Below are 18,692 nucleotides of genomic sequence, written 5' to 3'. Positions count from 1 at the left end.
GATTGTCTAATCCATTATCCATTTTACATCACCCATTTTACATTATAACCATGCTTTTCACCGATACCCACACCCATTTATATTACGAGCAGGATGCCGAAAAACAGGCCCAGTTAATGGAGCGCTGTTTTGAAAGTGACGTGAACCGTTTGTTTTTGCCTAATGTTGATGTAAAATCGATAGCGATGATTGATGACCTCGTGGCGAAATATCCTCAAAACTGTTTTGCAATGGCTGGCCTGCATCCCTGCGATGTAAAAGAAGATTATCTGACGCTGCTGGATGAAATTTACGCAAGTATTGCCGGACGAAAAATTTATGCCATTGGCGAAATCGGTATCGATCTGTATTGGGATAAAACCACACTGGCTATTCAGCAGGATGCTTTCAGGAAACAGATTGCCTGGGCAAAAGATTTAGGTCTGCCAATCGTAATCCATTGCAGGGAGGCTTTTGACGAAGTTTTTGAAGTACTGGAAAGCGAACGCGGTGAAAAACTCCGTGGTATATTCCATTGCTTTACCGGAAATTTGGCTCAGGCCAGGCAGGCGATTGATCTTAATTTTTATTTAGGCATTGGTGGGGTAGTAACCTATAAAAAGGCAGGTTTGGATCTGGTATTGGCAGATATCCCTTTAAATAACCTGGTTTTAGAAACCGATTCGCCTTATTTAGCGCCTGTTCCATTCCGTGGCAAGCCGAACGAGAGCAGTTATCTGGTTTACATCGCCCAAAAGCTGGCCGATATTTATGGCGTTTCTGTTGAAGAAATTGCAAATGTAACCACTGAAAATTCGAAAAAAATTTTTGGAGTATAGAATTTAGTCCGGAGTCATTAGTCTGAAGTCTTTAGTCAATCCAGCCACTTCGTCATTTCGACCGAAGAGAAGCGTAGTGGAGAAATCTGCTGAGTATCTATAATGCAGGATAATAATATTGTTGATTTCTTGTATTGCAAAATATCGGCTATAATTTTATTATTTTGGTAAAAAATTAACGTTTTTTAGCTTTTTTATTGCTATTTTGAAAATCATTCCTGATCATTTCTAAATTTTTAGTTTCTTTGTGGTGAGCAACCTTCACTAAACCAAATGACCAAAATACTTATTATCTATACCGGTGGCACCATCGGTATGGTTAACGACCCTACAAACGGAATGTTAATTCCGTTTGATTTCGAGCAGATCAAAGAAAACGTACCCGAACTGGGCCGTTTAGATTACCAGTTAGATGTCCATTCTTTTAATCCGGTGCTGGATTCATCAAATATGGATCCTGAAATATGGAAAACACTGGCCGAACTGGTTTATAACAAATATGACCAATACGATGGCTTTGTGATCCTCCACGGATCTGATACCATGGCCTTTACCGCTTCGGCACTGAGCTTTATGCTCGAAAACCTGGATAAACCTGTTGTATTAACCGGATCACAATTGCCAATCGGCGAAATCAGAACCGATGCAAAAGAAAATTTAATTACTGCTTTAGAAATTGCTGCTACCAAAGAAGATGGCAAAGCATTATTCCCGGAGGTTTGCATTTATTTTGACGCACAATTGTTCAGGGGTAATCGTTCCATTAAGTACAACAGCGAAAAATTTGAGGCTTTCCGCTCGCCAAATTACCCTGTACTTGCAGAGGCCGGAGTACATTTACAGTTTCACAGAAATTATATTTTAAAAGCTACCGGCGGTGAGTTAAAATTACATACCAATTTTAATTCGAACATTGGTGTGCTTAAACTATACCCGGGAATCACCCCGCAGGCTGTTCAGGCCATTACCGATTCGAAAGTAGATGCCATTATTTTAGAAACCTTTGGCTCAGGCAATACCTCCACCGCACAATGGTTTCTGGATAGTTTGCGCCAGGCCATTTTAAATGGAAAAATCATTATAGACATTTCTCAGTGTAAAAAAGGTTCAGTGCAGCTTGGCCGTTACGAAACCAGCAGGGAATTGTTAAAAATGGGTATTGTAAGCGGCTACGATTTAACTTTCGAAGCTACCGTAACCAAACTGATGTTCGTAATGGGCTTAGGTTTATCAGTTGAAGAAAGCCGTAAACTGATGGATGAATCGTTGAGAGGGGAGCTGACAAAGGATTAAACGCTGGTCGGGATTTGTAATCCCGTCTCCTGAACTAAGGATTTCAAATCCTTAAAACCAGTAAGGTCGAGATTGCAAATCTCGACCAACGAAGTGAATCGTTGCGGGGAGAGCTGACGAGGATTAATGTTTCCAGCGTTTATAATATTTTTAAGGAAATGAGCAGTTCCACTCTTTTGGAGGTTTTCAGTCCCGCTCACGCTTCTGCCGATGAAGAATCGGCATCTCGCTTCGATCGGGTTTAGAGACAAAGGATAAGTACAATTGGCTAAACCTGGCAAAGTGCAGTATTTGGCGTGATGTAAGGAACAGGCCTTTCGGTTATAAACCTGAAAGCAGCGGTAGCTCCCGATTTTTTTATCGGGACTAAAGCGAATGGCAGGGCTTCACTGGCCAGGAACAACAAAAGGTTCGTTTTCAAATAAAAAGGATTCAGATTTAGCACTACTAATTTAATATCTGGATAAGCTGTTTCATGCACTCCAATAAGTAAAACTTCTGCAATTATGACCAACATCATTTCGGTTATAAGTATTTAGCCCTATTTTTGCTAGGGAAGGGTATATGGCGAAAGGTTTAAGGCGTAAGGTTATATCTTGATACTCACTTCTCCATACTTGATACTTATTAAACATGAAAATAGAACAGATATATACAGGTTGCCTGGCAGAAGCCGCTTATTACATCGAAAGTGATGGCGAAGCTGCAATTATTGATCCTTTAAGAGAAGTTGCTACCTATTTAAAAAAAGCTGAAAAAGCCGGCGCCACCATTAAATATATTTTCGAAACGCATTTTCATGCCGATTTTGTTTCGGGCCATGTAGACCTTGCAGAAAAATCGGGTGCTGAAATTATCTACGGACCAACCGCCAAAACTGGATTTAAATCGTACATGGCCAAAGATGGCGAGCAGTTTAAAATTGGTAATATCACGATAACCGCATTACACACCCCGGGCCATACTTTAGAATCGACCACTTATCTGTTAACCGATGAAAATGGGAAAGACCATTGCATTTTTAGTGGCGATACCTTATTTATCGGTGATGTAGGCCGACCAGATTTGGCACAAAAAGGACATTTAACGATGGATGATTTGGCCGGAATGCTCTACGATTCGTTAAATGAAAAGATAAAGCCGTTGGCTGATGATATAATTGTTTACCCGGCGCATGGTGCTGGTTCTGCCTGTGGTAAAAGCATGAGTAAAGAAACTTTCGATACGCTTGGGCATCAGAAACAGGTAAATTATGCTTTAAAGGCCGAAACAAAAGAACAGTTTATTGCCGAAGTAACAGATGGTATTTTGCCTCCGCCACAATATTTTGCTAAAAATGCTGCCATTAATAAAGGAGGGGTAGAAAGTATTGATGAAGTGTATGAAAAAGGTTTAAATGCCTTAACGCCACAACAGTTTGAAGATCTGGCGAACCAGACCGGTGCCATTATGCTCGATACCCGCGATCCGCAGGTTTTTGCAAAAGGTTTTATCCCAAATTCGATCAATGTTGGGTTAAACGGGCAGTTTGCACCCTGGGTTGGAGCTTTAATTACCGACCTGCAACAGCCGATTTTATTGATTACTGATCAGGGAAAAGAAGAAGAAACGATTACACGCTTAACGCGTGTGGGTTACGATAGTACGATTGGTTACCTGGATGGCGGTTTCGAAAACTGGACGGCAACAGGCAAAGAAATCGATACCATCGAGTCTATTTCTGCAGAAGCTTTTGAACAGGCTGCATCAAATGAAGAAATAACCGCATTAGATGTTCGTAAACCAGGCGAGTACGAATCAGAACACCTTGAATTTACCCTGAGCCGTCCGTTGGATTTTATTAACGACTGGACTACTGAAATTAATCCAAAAGCTACCTATTATATTCATTGCGCGGGTGGTTACCGCTCCATGATTGCAGCTTCGATTTTAAAATCGCGTGGGGTAGAAAATGTAATTGATGTAGCCGGCGGTTATGGTGCCATAAAAAATACCGGTTTAAAAAGAACCGATTTCGCTTGCCCTAGTAAAGCAATGAAAGTATAATTATTATAAGAGACCGTCCTTTCGAGCGTAGCCGAGAAATCTATCTAGGCAGATCTTTCTCCCGACTTAACGTCGGGACGATGCTTCGATCGAGATGACGACTATTCTTTTAGATAAAACATTTAGATGCCTGAAAATCAAAATCATTACGACGTATTAATTATAGGTGCCGGCCCCATAGGGATGGCCTGTGCAATCGAAGCCCAAAAAGCTAACCTAAGCTATGTGATTATAGAAAAAGGTGCATTAGTGAATAGTTTATTCAATTACCCGGTATTTATGACATTCTTTTCTACTTCGCAAAAGTTAGAAATTGGAGGTGTACCTTTTGTAACCATCAGCCCGAAGCCAAACCGAAATGAAGCCGTAGAATATTATCGTCGTGTGGCCGAAAAATTTGATTTAAACATCAATCTTTTCGAAAGGGTACAACAAGTGGTTAAAAATGATGAGGGTGTTTTTGAAATTAATACTTCTAAAACCAATTATACGGCTGGCAATGTGATTGTAGCCACAGGATTTTACGATGTACCATTATTAATGAATGTACCAGGCGAGGATTTGCCAAAGGTGACACATTATTATAAAGATCCACATTTATATGCTTTCCAGAATGTAGTGGTGGTTGGCGCCAATAATTCGGGTGTTGATGCCGCATTGGAAACTTACCGCAAAGGGGCAAATGTAACCATGGTAGTGAGGAGTGGCGAACTTGGTCCGCATGTTAAATACTGGGTTCGCCCCGATATACAGAACAGGATTAAAGAAGGCGAAGTTAAAGCCCTTTTTAATTCGGAATTGGTTGAAATAAGGGAAGGTGAAGTGGATATTAAAACACCTGATGGAGTTAAAACCATTCCTAATGATTTTGTAATCGCGATGACGGGCTATCAGCCGGATTTTTCGATGTTAAGAAAATTTGGTATCGACTTACCCGAAACACTATGCCCGGTTTATAACGAAGAAACCATGGAAACCAACGTGAAAGGTTTGTACCTGGCCGGCGTAGTTTGTGGTGGTTTAGATACCCACAAACTTTTTATCGAAAATTCGAGGGTGCACGCCGAAATTATCGTGAAGAATATTTTAGGTTAATCGAGATGGGCTGTCTTACGAGGTTTTGGAGGGGCGGTGTGGATTAACCTAGTAATTTTGGGTTTCCGTCATTTCGAGCGGAGCGCAGCGAAGTCGAAAACCTGGAGGCTCTGCGAAGCAAAATCTGCCTAGATGTTAAATCTCTCCAAAATATCGTCACCCTGAACTTGTTTCAGGGTCTTTCATTAATATAGATCTCTCCATTTCTCTGCGTTTCAGTCGAGATGACGATCGTTTTATTTGAAATTTCTATTTTAAAACTTTACGTTTTCCATATTTGTAAGCTGCACGCAACATTAATGCGATTACCAAAATTTGGATTGCCAGTAGCGCATTTGTAGGCGTAAAAACAGTTGCAGCAAATTCTTTTATTACGTTAACTTCAGTTGGTTTGGCTTTTACCGATAACGGTGGGTAGACTGTCCACCCACTTTTCCATGGATTAAAAAAAGTTGCAATTAAACTCATCTTAACCAGTAATACATTAAAGCACAAACCTAAAATTAAAAAGATCCTTAAAGGTAATTTCCGATTGAAGCCGTATCTGTTTTCTTTGATAAAATAGAATACAAAGGAAAAAAAGATAAAGAAACAGATAAAAAAGTGCTGATTCGCAATAACGAAATAAGTGTCGTGAAGGTTAATGTCTATATCCTTTTCGAAAATTGCTTTTCCAAAAAAGAGTATTCCGACAATGATGGTAAATGCGATACAGCCTGTAAGCCATAAAGTTTCCTGTAATATTGGTTTGATTTTCATGAAGCGGGTTTTAGATTAATTTTTAGTAAAGATAAACTGAGTATCGTCATTTCGAGCGGAGTGCAACGCAGTCGAGAAATCTGTTTGGATAGATCTCTCTACTTCGCTATGCTCCGGTCGAGATGACGCTTTTTATTGAACCGGAACTTTCAACATGCTTCCTACAAAACTCTCAATCGCCTTCTCTACACCGGGCAAATCTTTTGAGGTAATATATGATCCCATTACGTGGTTACCCGCATTAGGAATGGCTACTTTTTGTTTTAAATTATCTGGTGTACCCAGTTCATCATACATTTTCAGCATGGCATCTACCTTAACTACCGGATCCTGCTCCAGTTCATTTTTATAATAATAAAGCAATAGTACGGGCTGTTTCACTTTTTGGAAAGTGGGTTTGAGCATGCTGCTTTCGATAAATTCTTCCAGCTCAACCAGCGATTCGAGGCGATAATTAGTGTACCAGTATTTTTTGTACTCGTCGGTACGGTCGTCTACCTTTCGTTCATCGCCGCCTACCACTTTTCGGGCAATCTGTAAACCCCATGGATTATTTAAAAGCCAGGCATTTTTATCGTTAATGGCCACATTTGGCGACATTAAAATCAAGCTGTTAATTTCGGGATAAGTTGCCGCTAATTTTAAAGCTACCGTTCCGCCGGTAGAAGTACCCACTAAGATTACTTTTTTACCCAGTTTTTTACCAATGGCATAGGCCTGCTTGCTGGTTTCCCAAAGGCGGTCGGCCGTAAAATATTGCATAGGCGCCAGGGTATCAATACCGTGATCGGCCAGGCGGGCAAGGTATAAATTAGCGTGCAGCTCTTTTGCTAAATTGAGATGTACCGGATTACCTTCTGTTTTTGATGCCGAAAAACCATGTAAATAAACAATGGCGTATTCTGTTTGCTGATGGAGGCTATCGGCCCACACAATTTCGGCCTCGTTACCGGGTTTTATTTTGTGCATGGATTCGATGCTGGCCACATAATGGTCAAGGTCTTCCAGATCGGGGACTTTTGTAAGCTCCTCATTAAACACCGGTTTTTTTGGCTTTGGTCCCAATAAATAACCAGCGATAATGAATGCCGAAAGACCAATGATTGCTTTGTAACGTTTTTTCATGCCCGGTAAATATTGGTTTAAATGTAAAATTTGAAATTAAATAAAGCTAATTTTTTCGATGAATTAATTGTCGTTTTGAGGGGCTTTTACCTGCACTACCCCATCATGATAAACCTGATAGCGCCAAATAGCCCACAGCCCGAAGCATGAGGGCGAGGACTATGGGCAATAGCAGGACGAAAGATGTTGTGGATTACTGCTCCCTGGCTTTCCAAATCCTTAATAATAAGATGGCGGATTACCTTTTTATGGGAAATTAGCTTAAGTTTGCAATCAAAATTTTTCGACTTAATGCCGGGAATCGAACAGATAAAAACACCTATAGCTGCTGATATTAAAGCGTTTGAAAAAACCTTTAAGGAATCGATGCATAGCGACGCACCGTTGCTGGATAGGATTACCCATTATATTGTAAAGCAAAAAGGCAAACAAATGCGACCGATGTTCGTATTTTTTGCGGCTAAATTGTGCGGCGGAATTACCGAATCAACCCATCGAGGGGCAGCTTTGGTGGAACTTTTACATACCGCAACTTTGGTCCACGATGATGTGGTGGATAACGCCTACGAGCGCCGTGGCTTCTTCTCTATTAATGCTTTATGGAAAAATAAAATTGCCGTTTTGGTTGGCGATTACCTGCTGGCCAAGGGATTGTTGCTTTCGGTAAACAATAATGAGCACCGTTTGTTACAGATTGTATCGGAAGCGGTAAAACAGATGAGTGAGGGTGAGTTGCTGCAGGTAGAAAAGGTACGGAGGATGGATATTTCGGAAGATTTATATTTCGATGTGATCCGCCAGAAAACTGCTTCTTTAATTGCTTCCTGCTGTGCTGCGGGTGCGGCTTCGGCTGGTGCTGATGATGCAACGATAGAAAAAATGCGTTTGTTTGGAGAAAAAGTGGGGATCGCCTTTCAGATTAAAGACGATACTTTCGATTTTGGAACCGATGATGTTGGCAAGCCTTTGGGTATTGATATTAAAGAAAAGAAAGTAACCTTGCCTTTAATTTATGCCTTAAATAAAGCGGAGAAAACAGAACGTAAAAAAATGATCAACCTGGTGAAAAACCATCAGGACGATCCGGTTAAAATACAACAGATTATTGATTTTGTAAATGCACACAAGGGTGTGTATTATGCCAATGAGAAAATGTTGGAGTACCAGCACTCAGCATTTGAGATTCTGCACAGTTTTGAAGCTGGCGAAGCCAGAACAGGTTTAGAACAGCTTGTACTATATACTACTGAACGTAAAAAATAATGGGTAACGAATTACTTTTTAGCTTAGGTTTTTTGCTTTTTATTGCATTGATCCTGGCATTAGATTTAGGTCTTTTTAGCAGGAAAGAGCATGTGGTGAGTTTAAAACAAGCCGGAGTAATGAGTTTAATTATGGTGGCCCTTGCCATCGGCTTTTATTTTATTCTGTTAACAGAGGGGCACCAGCTTCATGGAATCAGGGATTTTGCCCATCTGCAGGAAATCGTAACCAAACACCAGCACCACATTAAATTAATTCCAGGTGATTTTGAAGGGAGTTTAGCAGTTTATAAACAAAACCTCGGGTTGGAATTTTTAACGGGTTATGTGATCGAATACGCTCTTTCGGTAGATAATATTTTTGTTATTGTGCTCATTTTCTCTGCCTTTGCGGTTGAAGAGAAATATTACCACAGGGTATTGTTCTGGGGGATATTGGGCGCAATCATCATGCGTTTCATTTTCATTTTTGTGGGCGCGGCACTAATTACCAAATTTGCATGGATACTTTACATTTTCGGCGCCTTTTTGGTGTTTACGGGTGTAAAGATGTTTTTCAGCAAGGAAGAAGATGATAAAATTGATCCCGAAAACCACCCGGTGGTGAAATGGGCTTCTAAAATATTCTCGATTCACCCAAAGTACGAGGGTAAAAATTTCTTTGTTAAAATCGATCATAAAACATTTGTTACCCCTTTATTCCTGGTATTGCTGATTGTAGAATTTACCGATCTGTTATTTGCAGTCGATTCTATTCCGGCTATTTTTGCCGTAACCAAAGATCCTTATATTGTATTTTTCTCTAATATTTTTGCCATCATGGGTTTACGTTCCATGTTCTTTTTACTGGTAAATATTATCCATAAATTCCATTATTTAAAAACCGGATTAGCATTTTTACTGGCCTTTATCGGAGTAAAAATGTTGGCGCATACCTATCTTGAAAAGTGGGGTTTCACCACCGAACATTCACTGATTGTGATTCTGAGTATTCTGGTGATCAGTATTGTAGCCTCTTTGGTTTTTCCGAAGAAAAAGGCGCATGTAAAGCCTTAGCTAAAGTTTTGTCATTCTGAGCGTAGCGAAGAATCTTTTTTATTGCGATAAGGCCGCGAAGAGTCGTCATTGCAAGGCACGAAGCAATCTTAATGGTCATGCAATTTAGCGATCGTTTTAAGATTGCTTCGTCGGCTGAAAAAGCCTTCTCGCAATGACGACTTTTTTTATTGAACAAGCTCCTACCCAAAGCAAAATATACGTTACAGCCACAATTATCTGTCTAAAATTTGTACTTTCAGCAGATAAACTAAACCTAATGAAATACCTTTTCTCTACCGCACTGCTTTGTACGGTTTTATTTGCCAATGCTCAGGATAAATTTGGCGATGTTTTCGCAAAAATCAATACCGATGTACAGCAAAACTCAAAAGCTTACCAAACCCTTAAATACGAAACCGAAACCATTGGTCACCGTTTAACAGGCTCGGCAAATGGCGCAAAGGCAGAGCAATATGCATTCGATTTGTTGAAATCTTACGGCTGCGAAGTTAAATTTCAGCCTTTTGAGGTAGAAAGCTGGGCCAGAAAAACCATCAGTGTAGAGATTGGGGCTGATAAAAATAGCCTGACGAAAATGAAAGCCGTTACACTGGCACATTCGCCGGTGAATGCCGATGTTACCGGTGAAATTGTTGATGCAGGTAACGGACTGGAAGCAGATTATCAGGCCAGTCCTGAAAAGTTTAAGGGTAAAATTGCCTTGATTTATCTCGGCGTGTTGCCAGGTTCAGCGGCAGGAACCAAGTCATTGCACCGTTCGGAGAAAACCGCAATTGCCACAAAATATGGTGCCATTGGTGTCATCATTATCAATACAGTAAAAGATGGTGTGCTTTTAACCGGAACGGCTTCGGTAACGGGCAAATTAATCCCGATCCCGGCAGTTTGTATTGGTTTGGAAGATGGAATGGCACTGAAAGAGAAAATTAAATCGCAGCCGCAAACAGCACATATTGCCATGACCAATTTCTCGGGATTGATTAAAGCCCGCAATGTAGTGGCCACCTTTAAAGGAACAGAATTACCTAAAGATAAAATTGTGGTCGGCGGACATTTAGACAGCTGGGATTTAGCGACGGGTGCCATCGACAACGGCATCGGTTCTTTCGCGATTATGGATATGGCACGAACTTTCAAAAAACTGAATTTAAAAACCAAACGTACAGTAGAATTTGTACTGTTTATGGGCGAGGAGCAGGGATTATTAGGATCTAAAGCTTATATCGATCATGCTAAGAAAGACAAAACCTTAAGCCAGGTAAAGTTTATGCTCAATTACGACATGACCAACGATCCGAAAGGTTTTTCTACATCAAGAGCAGAAATGAAGACTCTTTTTACTACTTGGGGAGCTGATATTGTAAAAATTGATACCGGTTTTAAAAACCTGTTTAATGCTGGTGCGGGTTTACATAGCGATCATCAGCCATTTATGTTAGAGGGTATCCCTACAGGTGGTGGCTTTGGAGGTAAACTGCCCAATAATTCAGGCCCGTTTTACCATTCTGATGGTGATAGTTTTAAACTGGTTGATGAACAACAACTTAAAAATACGGTGCGTTATAGCGCTATGTTAACTTATGCTCTGGCCAATACAACGAAAATCCCGGTGGGTGTTCAGGGGAAAGAAGAGTTAAGGGCTTTCTTAGAATCGCAGAACTTGAAAGAACCTTTAACCATTGCAGGCGAGTGGCGGTGGAAGTAATAATTTGATAGTTTTTCCTTTCGGGATGATTATACAGATTTGCTGATTACAGTGATTTTTCATGTAATTAATCATATAGTTATTTCGTCATTTCGACCGTAGTGGAGAAATCTTTGAATTGGAAGAATAACGATTATTCAAAGATTTAGCATGATTGCAATTTGTTCAAAATTAAGATTGTATTATGCTGTTAAAGCAATCAATAAAATTTTGCATGCAAAGAATCCCCGGTATGATGTTATTGCTTTCAGAATTGTATTGATATCGTAAGTTTTAACGATTTCTCAGGTTTTCCCTGCCAATCAATAACAACATTACCCGCTAATATAGCTTTCCAATTGCGAAATGGTTTGTTTTTGGTCTGCAATAATAAATTTTACCACATCACCGATGGATACCATGCCTTTTACCTCGCCGTTTTCTACAACCGGTAAATGGCGGATGTGTTTATCCGTCATCAGTTCCATACAATGATCAATACTGTCGCTAAACTTGATGGTAATGGGGTTCGCCGTCATGGCTTCTTTAATCAGGGTATCTTTTGATGATTTTCCCTGGAGGATGATTTTTCGGGCATAATCGCGTTCGGTAAAAATTCCCTGAAGTTGTTCGTATTCCATGACCAATACCGCACTGATGTTTTTTTCTGTCATTACTTTTAAGGCATCTAAAACAGAAATATTTTCCGGTACCGAAATGATGATGGCCTGTTTGGTATCCAATAAATGTTTTACGCTTTTCATAATTGTTAATTTGGTTATAACAATTTAAGAAATAATAAGCTGTAAATCAAAGTTTTATTTAAGGTTCTTCCTGGCTTTAAAACGTAGCACAGTTTTATGTAATATAAACCTGACGGAAACGGCAGCCTCCAATTCTTCATCGAGCTATAGTGGATGGCAGGGCCGAACCTGACCTCAGAACTGCTGGTTTTGCTTTTCAAAAAAGCTTTTACGTAATCAATACTCATTCTATGGCCAATCCGATAAACCCGCAATCAGAATTTGATCGTATGTTTGGCAGATTTTACAATCCTCCAACCCGCTTACCCTTTAATTATTTGGCTTTCACAAAGGGATGCCGTAACTTTGCATCACATTTAAAAACAAATAATTATGTCATCAGTAGAGACAACTTACATTCCTTACAAAGTTAAGGACATTTCACTGGCAGAATGGGGCCGTAAAGAAATCGAATTAGCCGAAGCAGAGATGCCGGGTTTAATGAGTTTACGTAAAGAATTCGGTCCAACACAACCGTTAAAAGGTGCGCGTATTGCAGGCTGTCTGCACATGACCATCCAAACGGCTGTATTAATCGAAACATTAGTGGCCCTTGGTGCTGAAGTTACCTGGTCATCTTGCAATATTTTCTCTACACAAGATCATGCTGCTGCTGCTATTGCTGCTGCGGGTATTCAGGTTTATGCCTGGAAAGGTTTAAACGAAGAAGAATTCGACTGGTGTATTGAGCAAACTTTACACTTCGGTCCGGAGCAACAACCATTAAACATGATTTTGGATGATGGTGGCGATTTAACCAATATGGTTTTCGATCGTTTCCCTGAATTGATCGCAAACATTAAAGGTTTATCAGAAGAAACCACTACTGGTGTTCACCGTTTATACGAAAGAATGAAAAACGGGACATTGCACTTACCTGCAATTAACGTAAACGATTCGGTTACCAAATCTAAATTTGATAATAAATACGGATGTCGCGAATCATTGGTTGATGCGATCCGTCGTGCTACCGATGTAATGATGGCTGGTAAAGTTGCTGTGGTTTGTGGTTATGGCGATGTGGGTAAAGGTTCTGCAGAATCGTTAAGCTCACAAGGCGTACGTGTTATCGTAACTGAAATTGATCCGATCTGTGCTTTACAGGCTGCAATGGAAGGTTACGAAGTTAAAAAATTAGCTACTGCCATTAAAGAAGCTGATATCGTGGTGACTACCACCGGTAACTGTGATATCGTTCGCGAGCAACATTTCAGGGCATTAAAAGATAAAGCGATTGTTTGTAACATCGGTCACTTCGATAACGAAATCGATATGGCCTGGTTAAACGGTGCTTATGGCGATACCAAAGTAGAGATTAAACCACAGGTTGATAAATATACCATTGATGGTAAAGATGTAATTATTTTAGCCGAAGGTCGTTTGGTTAACTTAGGTTGTGCAACCGGTCACCCAAGTTTTGTAATGAGTAATTCGTTTACCAACCAAACTTTGGCTCAGTTAGAGCTTTGGACCAACACTGCTGCTTACGAAAACAAAGTTTATACTTTACCTAAGCATCTGGATGAAAAAGTAGCACGTTTACACTTAGAAAAAATCGGTGTAGAGTTAGATGTTTTAGATCAACACCAGGCTGATTATATCGGTGTACCGGTAGAAGGTCCGTTTAAAGCAGATACATATAGGTACTAGTCCTGAGTCTTCAGTCGAGAGTCTGGAGTCGATTTTATGAAGAGGGATGTGCAGATTGCATATCCCTTTTTTGATTCCCCTCTCCCAGAGGGGTGTCCGCAGGACGGGGTGGTTTATGACTGTGAAATATTTTTGAAAACGTTGGTTCCTGTTCTCTTCGGGTGCTTCAGTCCTGCTGTCCACTTTATCCCGATAGAAGAATCGGGATGTTCGTTCCCATCAGGTTTATTTTACAGCGGGTTGTAGTCCTTTTGCTATTGAAAACTTACATTTGAAAAAAAATCTTAATGAAATATTTACTCTCTATATTAATTTTGTTATCGGGTTTTGTTGCACATGCACAGGTTAAAGTAGAAAATGATCAGCTTTTTGGAAAAGACTGTTTTTACATGCAAAGCTTACCAGCAGAAGTTAAAATTAAGGGTGTATTATTTTTGGTTCCCGGTTTTTTAGAGTCTGCAACTGCCGTTATGGCCCAATCATCCATTGTACAAGAAGCAAATAAGAATGGATTAGCTGTTATAATGGTTAATCTTACACCCAATAATGAAAGTTTTCCAATCGACAAAAAATCTATTCATACATTAGGTAATATGATTGACGATTTTTATCACAAGAATAAAATTTCATTAGATTTAGACCTTTATCTTGGTGGATTTTCTATCGGGGGTACAACAACATTAAAGTTTTATGCAGAAAAGTATAAAACATTAAAAATAAGTAAGGTTTTTGCCATTGATCCTCCTTTGGATATGGTTAGGTTAAGAAAATCATTATTAAAAGGGCGGGAAAAAAGTTTTGTAGCTAAATTAGATACCTTAAATACTGAGCATAAAACACAAGAAGAAAGTTTAAAAGAGCAATCGGTTTACAATCCGGATTATACCGACTTAAGCATGCTACCCGATTATCGATTAACTGCCTTAAGAATTTACAGCGAGCCCGATATTTTGTGGTGGATTAATAACAGAAGCATGGATTTGTCGGATATGAATGTAACAGATTGCGCAGGATATATCAATAAATTAAAACAAAAGTCAGAAGAAAATAAAGTAGAACTCATTTTAACTAAAGATAGGGGAATAAGAAATAATACACAAAAACATCCGCATTCCTGGAGTATCGCAGAACCAACCGATTTAATCGCCTGGTTGTTGGCAAAATAAGTTAATTTTGAATAAAGAATTAGAAAATTATGAAAAGTATTATATTAACATGCTGTATCGGTTTTTTCGCTTTTATAGCTCAGGCCCAAACCACACCTCAAAAAACTGTAGCAGCAAAAGTGATTACCAAACAGGTGGTAGACATTGCCTGTGGCGAATGCCAATTTAAAATGAAAGGTAAAGATTGTGAATTAGCCGTTAAAATAGATGGCAAACCTTATTTTGTAGATGGCAAAGGCATCGATGATTTTGGAGATGCACATGGCGAACACGGTTTTTGCAACGCCGTAAGCAAAGCAGAAGTTACCGGCGAAATTGTAAATAACCGTTTTAAAGCAAAAGAAATAAAGTTATTGCCTGTTAAGAAATAGATTTACCGCAAAGGAAGCAAAGTTTTTTGCAAAGAGGCGCTAATGTTAGACTTCAATAAAGTGATCGTCATCTCTGCTGAAACGTCCCGAATATTAGAGAGAGAGATCTGTTTAGATAGATCGCTCGACTATGTTGCACTTCGCTCGGGATGACGGTAATTAGATAAAACAATCTTTGCGGTTAAAAATGCAATTACTCAAATTCCTTTTCCAAGCCCTGTCTTAAATCAAAAAGCAGCCATTGTTTGTTCTTTACATCAGCTTGTTTGGTTCTTAACAACTGTATAAAATCCTTCACACCGATTTCTTCGTTCCCGTTACCATGAATCAGAACAATACTGCCTGCGTTAGGTTGCTGTCCTTTGGCTAACCAGGCATCGCTTCCAACCGGGATTAACCCATAAGCTTCAATTTTTTCAACAATTGCTTTATCAGAAACCAAGCCCGGAAAACGGAAAAATACAGAAGGTGTTAAACCATTTATAAGCATCAGTTTTTCATTCTCCAATACTTCTACGTCTAAGTTGGTTCCTGGTGCCAATAGGAAATTTTCAGCCAGAGGCAGTTTATTTACTTCATGGTTGTAGGTATGGTTTACCCAGGTAATGTTCAGTTCCTTTTTATCTACCAGACTTTTCAACCAGTTCAGGTCATCCTGGTGCTTTAACATCCACTTACCAGAAACCGACACTGCAAGCGGGGCAGGTAACTCCGTCTTTTTAAACTCATCAAAAACCGATTGGAAAATAATCCGGTCTAAAGCTTTATGCGAAGGACAAAGATCGATGGTTAAAGTAATCCCTTTTTCATTCGGAATGGCATGATCAATCCCCGCGTTTTGCAACTGGAGATCTTTTGCTGCCGCTGCTTCCAAGGATTTAACATAGGCCGTGTTTTTAAAAATTGCCAGCACATTCTGAAATTTTAAACTGCTTGTGGTATAATTAGTGGCCAGATCAACTTTAGTGTCTAACGTTTCGGGATTAACCAGTAAAAGATATTTTTGGTTATTCGAAGAAAAACTTCTCAGTGCAATCAGCTTTTCATCAATGCGGTTCGCCAGGGCAAAATTCACTTTGTAACGTTTAACATCATCAAAATTTTGTGCAAAAATTTGAATACAAAAAAAGCAGATGTAAACAATAGTGAGGAGTAAAGACCTGGATAACTTCATATTTCCTTATTTAAAATCTTTCTAATTTAATTCAAATCGTTTATCTTTACAAACCATCCCAATGAACAAAGAAAAAGTAAAATTATGGTTTAAAAGAGTAGGCCTCGTTGGCTTCCTGTTTTTCCTGATTAAAGGATTAATCTGGCTTGTTGTATTTTACTTTGTCGGTAAAAACGTTTCTTAATAAGGTTCATTAGTTCAGTGGGCATTGGTTTATTGGGCTGTGCCAATCGTATAACATATCCAGGCTTTCTTAATGTTCTTAATTTCTTAATGGTCAGATTTACCTAAATGTAAACAGCATATTCGCTAAGAAATTCCACACAAAAACAATTACGATCGCGAAAAACTTAGCTACGTAAAAGTTTGTCCCGTTTTTCCGCTGGTGAAAAAGATAAATGATAAAAGTGTTTAACCCAAGGCCGATTAAGCTCACCACCAAAAACTTACTAAATTCAGTTGCCCAATGCACATTGGTGCTTTCGAATGTCCACACCCGGTTAATGAGGTAATTATTGGTTACTGCTAAAGTAAAACCAATGGCGTTAGCAATGTATTTATTGATTTTAATTTTTTCTTTACACAGCCAGGTTGCACCAAAATCGATCGCCATTCCGATGAAACCTGTTAATCCAAATTTTAAGATGCGGAAGAATAAATCCATGCTAATGTATTTTAACCAAATAAAATTGTTCTAATAACTGAGGACGTGTTTTGGCGTTAATAAACTTTCCGGTGAGCTTGGTAATGTGATAGTATTCAAAAGATTTTAACACTTCGGCATGGTATTCAGTTTTTAATCGCTCCAATTCAGCTGCCGGCGTGTAAATGATCAGATCCTTTTTATCTTTAGTGTTGTTTAGTGCATCATAACTCCAGAAATATTTCGGCTCGCCATTGGCATAGAAATCGAATGAATAAGCATCAGGATACATCAAAACAGAAGCTTTAGCATCCGGATAGTTTTCTTTGAGCCATTTACCGGCTTCCATACCCGATTCATATTTGAGAACGGATGGATAGAAAAATACAGATAGAAAAATCATTAAGCCAACGGAAATTATCGTACTTCTTGCCAGTAGATTTTCAGCCTTTAATCCTTTAAAAATTAAAAAGGAAACAGCCAATAAACTAACTAAAACTGCAATCGCTAAATAATTATTCGTAAAACCAAAAAAGACAGCAACAGCAGACAGTACCAAAACAATTAAAACCGCCAGCACATTTTGAATAGTGAAAAATATTTTTAAACTTTTACCCTCTATTTTTTGCAAGTATAATGCAATAATAATGGCAAATTGAGGCAAAATGATCAAAATATAATGTGGCAGCTGGAACTTAGAAAGTGAAAATAACAAGAATGTAATCGCTGCACTCGTCCAGATGATGATGCTTTCTGCAGGTAAATTGACCCTGTTTTTCTTTTTAAATAGATTAACCACAGCAGTATAAAACAGTATCGACCAGGGTAAAAATGCCCAAAGCGTGGTATGTAAAAAGAAAGAAATATCGCCTTTACCTTTTATCGGTCCATTATTAAAAAAGCGGCCAAACTGACTATCCCAAAAGAAAAATTTCAGACCAGAAACCCCGGTTTTTCCGAAAACTACTTTCTCCGGGTGTAAATCGAACTGGATGTATAAAGTGTAAAGTTCAGGAATGATGAAAATAAAAATCAATATAATGGCCAGCCACCATTTTGGTTTTAATAACTGCTTAAACTGTTTGGTTAACAGCCAGTAAATGATAAATCCTCCGAAAACCGGAATCAACACAAATATGCCTTTAATCATGATGGCGCAGGCAGCGAAAAACGAACCCGCAACAGTATGCCAAAACGAACTTTGATGTGCCTTGTAATAATGATAAATGGCGGCTAGTGTAAAAGTGGTAATATAAACCTCTGCGCGCACATCGAAAGTAGAAATGAGGATATGCAGCGAACTTAAAAAAATCAGGGCGCTGATTAAACCTGTTTTTTCGCTATAAATATCCTTTGCCAGTTTATAAAGGTACCCTGCACCCAATAATCCGAACAGAAAGGAAGGAAGTTTGTAGGCAAAAGCCGTAATTCCGAAAAATTTAAATGAGGCAGCGGCCAGCCAGAAAGTTAAATGAGGTTTATCCAGCCAATCTGCACCGCGAACATAAATATTGATCCAGTCGTTCCGCAGCACCATATTTTTGGCGATAGATGCATAAAGTGCAGAATCAGGTTCCATTACTCCACCAAAAAGTGCCAACACACTAACCAGTGCAACCAGGGCGATTAAAATTTTATATAGCGTGGTCTCTTTTAAGTTCATTTACAGGAAGCAAATATGAGCAAAAAAAAGTCAAATTTTTTGAAGGTTTAAGATTAACAGGGGCAAAGCCGTATCTTTGCG

Annotated in this window: 18 protein-coding genes; 11 read left to right on the top strand and 7 right to left on the bottom strand. The window is 39.1% G+C overall.

Annotated features, from left to right (window positions below; translation table 11 throughout):
* Positions 1 to 50 precede the first annotated feature (50 nt).
* Positions 51 to 818 carry a TatD family hydrolase gene (locus ABD769_RS21805; RefSeq protein ID WP_344853473.1) on the top strand — a complete coding sequence of 256 codons (768 nt, stop codon included), beginning with the start codon at positions 51 to 53 and terminating at the stop codon, positions 816 to 818.
* A 273-nt stretch (positions 819 to 1,091) separates the two neighbouring features.
* A complete protein-coding gene (locus ABD769_RS21800; RefSeq protein ID WP_344853472.1) occupies positions 1,092 to 2,111 on the top strand; it encodes an asparaginase in 1,020 nt (339 codons plus the stop codon).
* A gap of 268 nt (positions 2,112 to 2,379) precedes the next feature.
* On the opposite strand, the gene ABD769_RS21795 is transcribed toward ABD769_RS21800, so the two are convergent.
* Entirely contained in the window at positions 2,380 to 2,532 is a 153-nt protein-coding gene (locus ABD769_RS21795) for a hypothetical protein (protein ID WP_344853471.1), read from the bottom strand.
* 212 nt (positions 2,533 to 2,744) lie between these two features.
* Between ABD769_RS21795 and ABD769_RS21790 the strand changes: the two genes are divergently transcribed.
* Entirely contained in the window at positions 2,745 to 4,157 is a 1,413-nt protein-coding gene (locus ABD769_RS21790) for an MBL fold metallo-hydrolase (protein WP_344853470.1), read from the top strand.
* 126 nt (positions 4,158 to 4,283) lie between these two features.
* A complete protein-coding gene (locus tag ABD769_RS21785) occupies positions 4,284 to 5,252 on the top strand; it encodes a YpdA family putative bacillithiol disulfide reductase (RefSeq protein ID WP_344853469.1) in 969 nt (322 codons plus the stop codon).
* 249 nt (positions 5,253 to 5,501) lie between these two features.
* On the opposite strand, the gene ABD769_RS21780 is transcribed toward ABD769_RS21785, so the two are convergent.
* Positions 5,502 to 6,011 carry a hypothetical protein gene (locus ABD769_RS21780; RefSeq protein ID WP_344853468.1) on the bottom strand — a complete coding sequence of 170 codons (510 nt, stop codon included), beginning with the start codon at positions 6,009 to 6,011 and terminating at the stop codon, positions 5,502 to 5,504.
* Positions 6,012 to 6,143: 132 nt separating this feature from the next.
* Complete coding sequence (locus ABD769_RS21775; protein WP_344853467.1) at positions 6,144 to 7,136, bottom strand: alpha/beta hydrolase; 993 nt, start codon at positions 7,134 to 7,136, stop codon at positions 6,144 to 6,146.
* Between the two features lie 291 nt (positions 7,137 to 7,427).
* On the opposite strand from ABD769_RS21775, the gene ABD769_RS21770 reads away from it, so the two are divergent.
* The 3 genes from ABD769_RS21770 (at position 7,428) to ABD769_RS21760 (ending at position 11,162) form a co-directional block, all read left to right on the top strand.
* The gene (locus ABD769_RS21770; RefSeq protein WP_344853466.1) at positions 7,428 to 8,399 is read left to right on the top strand and encodes a polyprenyl synthetase family protein; all 972 of its coding nucleotides are present in this window, start codon (positions 7,428 to 7,430) and stop codon (positions 8,397 to 8,399) included.
* Complete coding sequence (locus ABD769_RS21765) at positions 8,399 to 9,454, top strand: TerC family protein (RefSeq protein WP_344853465.1); 1,056 nt, start codon at positions 8,399 to 8,401, stop codon at positions 9,452 to 9,454. The genes ABD769_RS21770 and ABD769_RS21765 overlap by 1 nt, the downstream gene beginning before the upstream one ends.
* A 259-nt stretch (positions 9,455 to 9,713) precedes the next feature.
* Positions 9,714 to 11,162, top strand: a complete 1,449-nt coding sequence (locus ABD769_RS21760; protein ID WP_344853464.1) for a M20/M25/M40 family metallo-hydrolase — start codon at positions 9,714 to 9,716, stop codon at positions 11,160 to 11,162.
* Positions 11,163 to 11,476: 314 nt separating this feature from the next.
* On the opposite strand, the gene ABD769_RS21755 is transcribed toward ABD769_RS21760, so the two are convergent.
* Positions 11,477 to 11,905 (bottom strand): CBS domain-containing protein, encoded by a 429-nt coding sequence (locus ABD769_RS21755; protein ID WP_344853463.1) that lies wholly within the window; start codon positions 11,903 to 11,905, stop codon positions 11,477 to 11,479.
* Between the two features lie 372 nt (positions 11,906 to 12,277).
* Between ABD769_RS21755 and ahcY the strand changes: the two genes are divergently transcribed.
* The 3 genes from ahcY (at position 12,278) to ABD769_RS21740 (ending at position 15,131) form a co-directional block, all read left to right on the top strand.
* A complete protein-coding gene (gene ahcY / locus ABD769_RS21750) occupies positions 12,278 to 13,594 on the top strand; it encodes an adenosylhomocysteinase (RefSeq protein ID WP_344853462.1) in 1,317 nt (438 codons plus the stop codon).
* Positions 13,595 to 13,881: 287 nt separating this feature from the next.
* Positions 13,882 to 14,760, top strand: coding sequence for an alpha/beta hydrolase family protein (locus ABD769_RS21745; RefSeq protein ID WP_344853461.1), 879 nt, complete (start codon positions 13,882 to 13,884; stop codon positions 14,758 to 14,760).
* Between the two features lie 29 nt (positions 14,761 to 14,789).
* Entirely contained in the window at positions 14,790 to 15,131 is a 342-nt protein-coding gene (locus ABD769_RS21740; RefSeq protein ID WP_344853460.1) for a DUF6370 family protein, read from the top strand.
* Between the two features lie 193 nt (positions 15,132 to 15,324).
* Here ABD769_RS21740 and ABD769_RS21735 read toward each other — a convergent pair whose 3' ends face one another.
* Positions 15,325 to 16,305 (bottom strand): polysaccharide deacetylase family protein, encoded by a 981-nt coding sequence (locus ABD769_RS21735; RefSeq protein ID WP_344853459.1) that lies wholly within the window; start codon positions 16,303 to 16,305, stop codon positions 15,325 to 15,327.
* Between the two features lie 61 nt (positions 16,306 to 16,366).
* Between ABD769_RS21735 and ABD769_RS21730 the strand changes: the two genes are divergently transcribed.
* Positions 16,367 to 16,489, top strand: coding sequence for a hypothetical protein (locus ABD769_RS21730; RefSeq protein ID WP_344853458.1), 123 nt, complete (start codon positions 16,367 to 16,369; stop codon positions 16,487 to 16,489).
* 99 nt (positions 16,490 to 16,588) lie between these two features.
* Here the strand turns inward: ABD769_RS21730 and ABD769_RS21725 are convergent, their stop codons facing one another.
* Together ABD769_RS21725 and ABD769_RS21720 are read right to left on the bottom strand one after the other, a co-directional pair.
* Positions 16,589 to 16,969 (bottom strand): GtrA family protein, encoded by a 381-nt coding sequence (locus ABD769_RS21725; RefSeq protein ID WP_344853457.1) that lies wholly within the window; start codon positions 16,967 to 16,969, stop codon positions 16,589 to 16,591.
* A 1-nt stretch (position 16,970) separates the two neighbouring features.
* Positions 16,971 to 18,611 (bottom strand): ArnT family glycosyltransferase, encoded by a 1,641-nt coding sequence (locus ABD769_RS21720; protein WP_344853456.1) that lies wholly within the window; start codon positions 18,609 to 18,611, stop codon positions 16,971 to 16,973.
* Positions 18,612 to 18,692: the final 81 nt, after the last annotated feature.

The sequence above is a fragment of the Pedobacter jeongneungensis genome (genome assembly GCF_039538295.1).
Taxonomy (GTDB): domain Bacteria; phylum Bacteroidota; class Bacteroidia; order Sphingobacteriales; family Sphingobacteriaceae; genus Pedobacter; species Pedobacter jeongneungensis.
Note: the sequence above shows the minus strand (reverse complement) of the source record. Positions and strands in the feature narration are given on the sequence as shown.

What these genes read in the sequence shown, in the direction of transcription:
- ABD769_RS21785 (WP_344853469.1), top strand. Translation starts at nt 4,284, where the DNA reads ATGCCTGAAAATCAAAATCATTACGACGTATTAATTATAGGTGCCGGC.
- ABD769_RS21800 (WP_344853472.1), top strand. Translation starts at nt 1,092, where the DNA reads ATGACCAAAATACTTATTATCTATACCGGTGGCACCATCGGTATGGTT.
- ABD769_RS21765 (WP_344853465.1), top strand. Translation starts at nt 8,399, where the DNA reads ATGGGTAACGAATTACTTTTTAGCTTAGGTTTTTTGCTTTTTATTGCA.
- ABD769_RS21790 (WP_344853470.1), top strand. Translation starts at nt 2,745, where the DNA reads ATGAAAATAGAACAGATATATACAGGTTGCCTGGCAGAAGCCGCTTAT.
- ABD769_RS21805 (WP_344853473.1), top strand. Translation starts at nt 51, where the DNA reads ATGCTTTTCACCGATACCCACACCCATTTATATTACGAGCAGGATGCC.
- ABD769_RS21770 (WP_344853466.1), top strand. Translation starts at nt 7,428, where the DNA reads ATGCCGGGAATCGAACAGATAAAAACACCTATAGCTGCTGATATTAAA.
- ABD769_RS21745 (WP_344853461.1), top strand. Translation starts at nt 13,882, where the DNA reads ATGAAATATTTACTCTCTATATTAATTTTGTTATCGGGTTTTGTTGCA.
- ABD769_RS21735 (WP_344853459.1), bottom strand. Translation starts at nt 16,305, where the DNA reads ATGAAGTTATCCAGGTCTTTACTCCTCACTATTGTTTACATCTGCTTT.
- ABD769_RS21780 (WP_344853468.1), bottom strand. Translation starts at nt 6,011, where the DNA reads ATGAAAATCAAACCAATATTACAGGAAACTTTATGGCTTACAGGCTGT.
- ABD769_RS21720 (WP_344853456.1), bottom strand. Translation starts at nt 18,611, where the DNA reads ATGAACTTAAAAGAGACCACGCTATATAAAATTTTAATCGCCCTGGTT.
- ABD769_RS21725 (WP_344853457.1), bottom strand. Translation starts at nt 16,969, where the DNA reads ATGGATTTATTCTTCCGCATCTTAAAATTTGGATTAACAGGTTTCATC.
- ABD769_RS21740 (WP_344853460.1), top strand. Translation starts at nt 14,790, where the DNA reads ATGAAAAGTATTATATTAACATGCTGTATCGGTTTTTTCGCTTTTATA.
- ABD769_RS21775 (WP_344853467.1), bottom strand. Translation starts at nt 7,136, where the DNA reads ATGAAAAAACGTTACAAAGCAATCATTGGTCTTTCGGCATTCATTATC.
- ABD769_RS21730 (WP_344853458.1), top strand. Translation starts at nt 16,367, where the DNA reads ATGAACAAAGAAAAAGTAAAATTATGGTTTAAAAGAGTAGGCCTCGTT.
- ABD769_RS21755 (WP_344853463.1), bottom strand. Translation starts at nt 11,905, where the DNA reads ATGAAAAGCGTAAAACATTTATTGGATACCAAACAGGCCATCATCATT.
- ahcY (WP_344853462.1), top strand. Translation starts at nt 12,278, where the DNA reads ATGTCATCAGTAGAGACAACTTACATTCCTTACAAAGTTAAGGACATT.
- ABD769_RS21760 (WP_344853464.1), top strand. Translation starts at nt 9,714, where the DNA reads ATGAAATACCTTTTCTCTACCGCACTGCTTTGTACGGTTTTATTTGCC.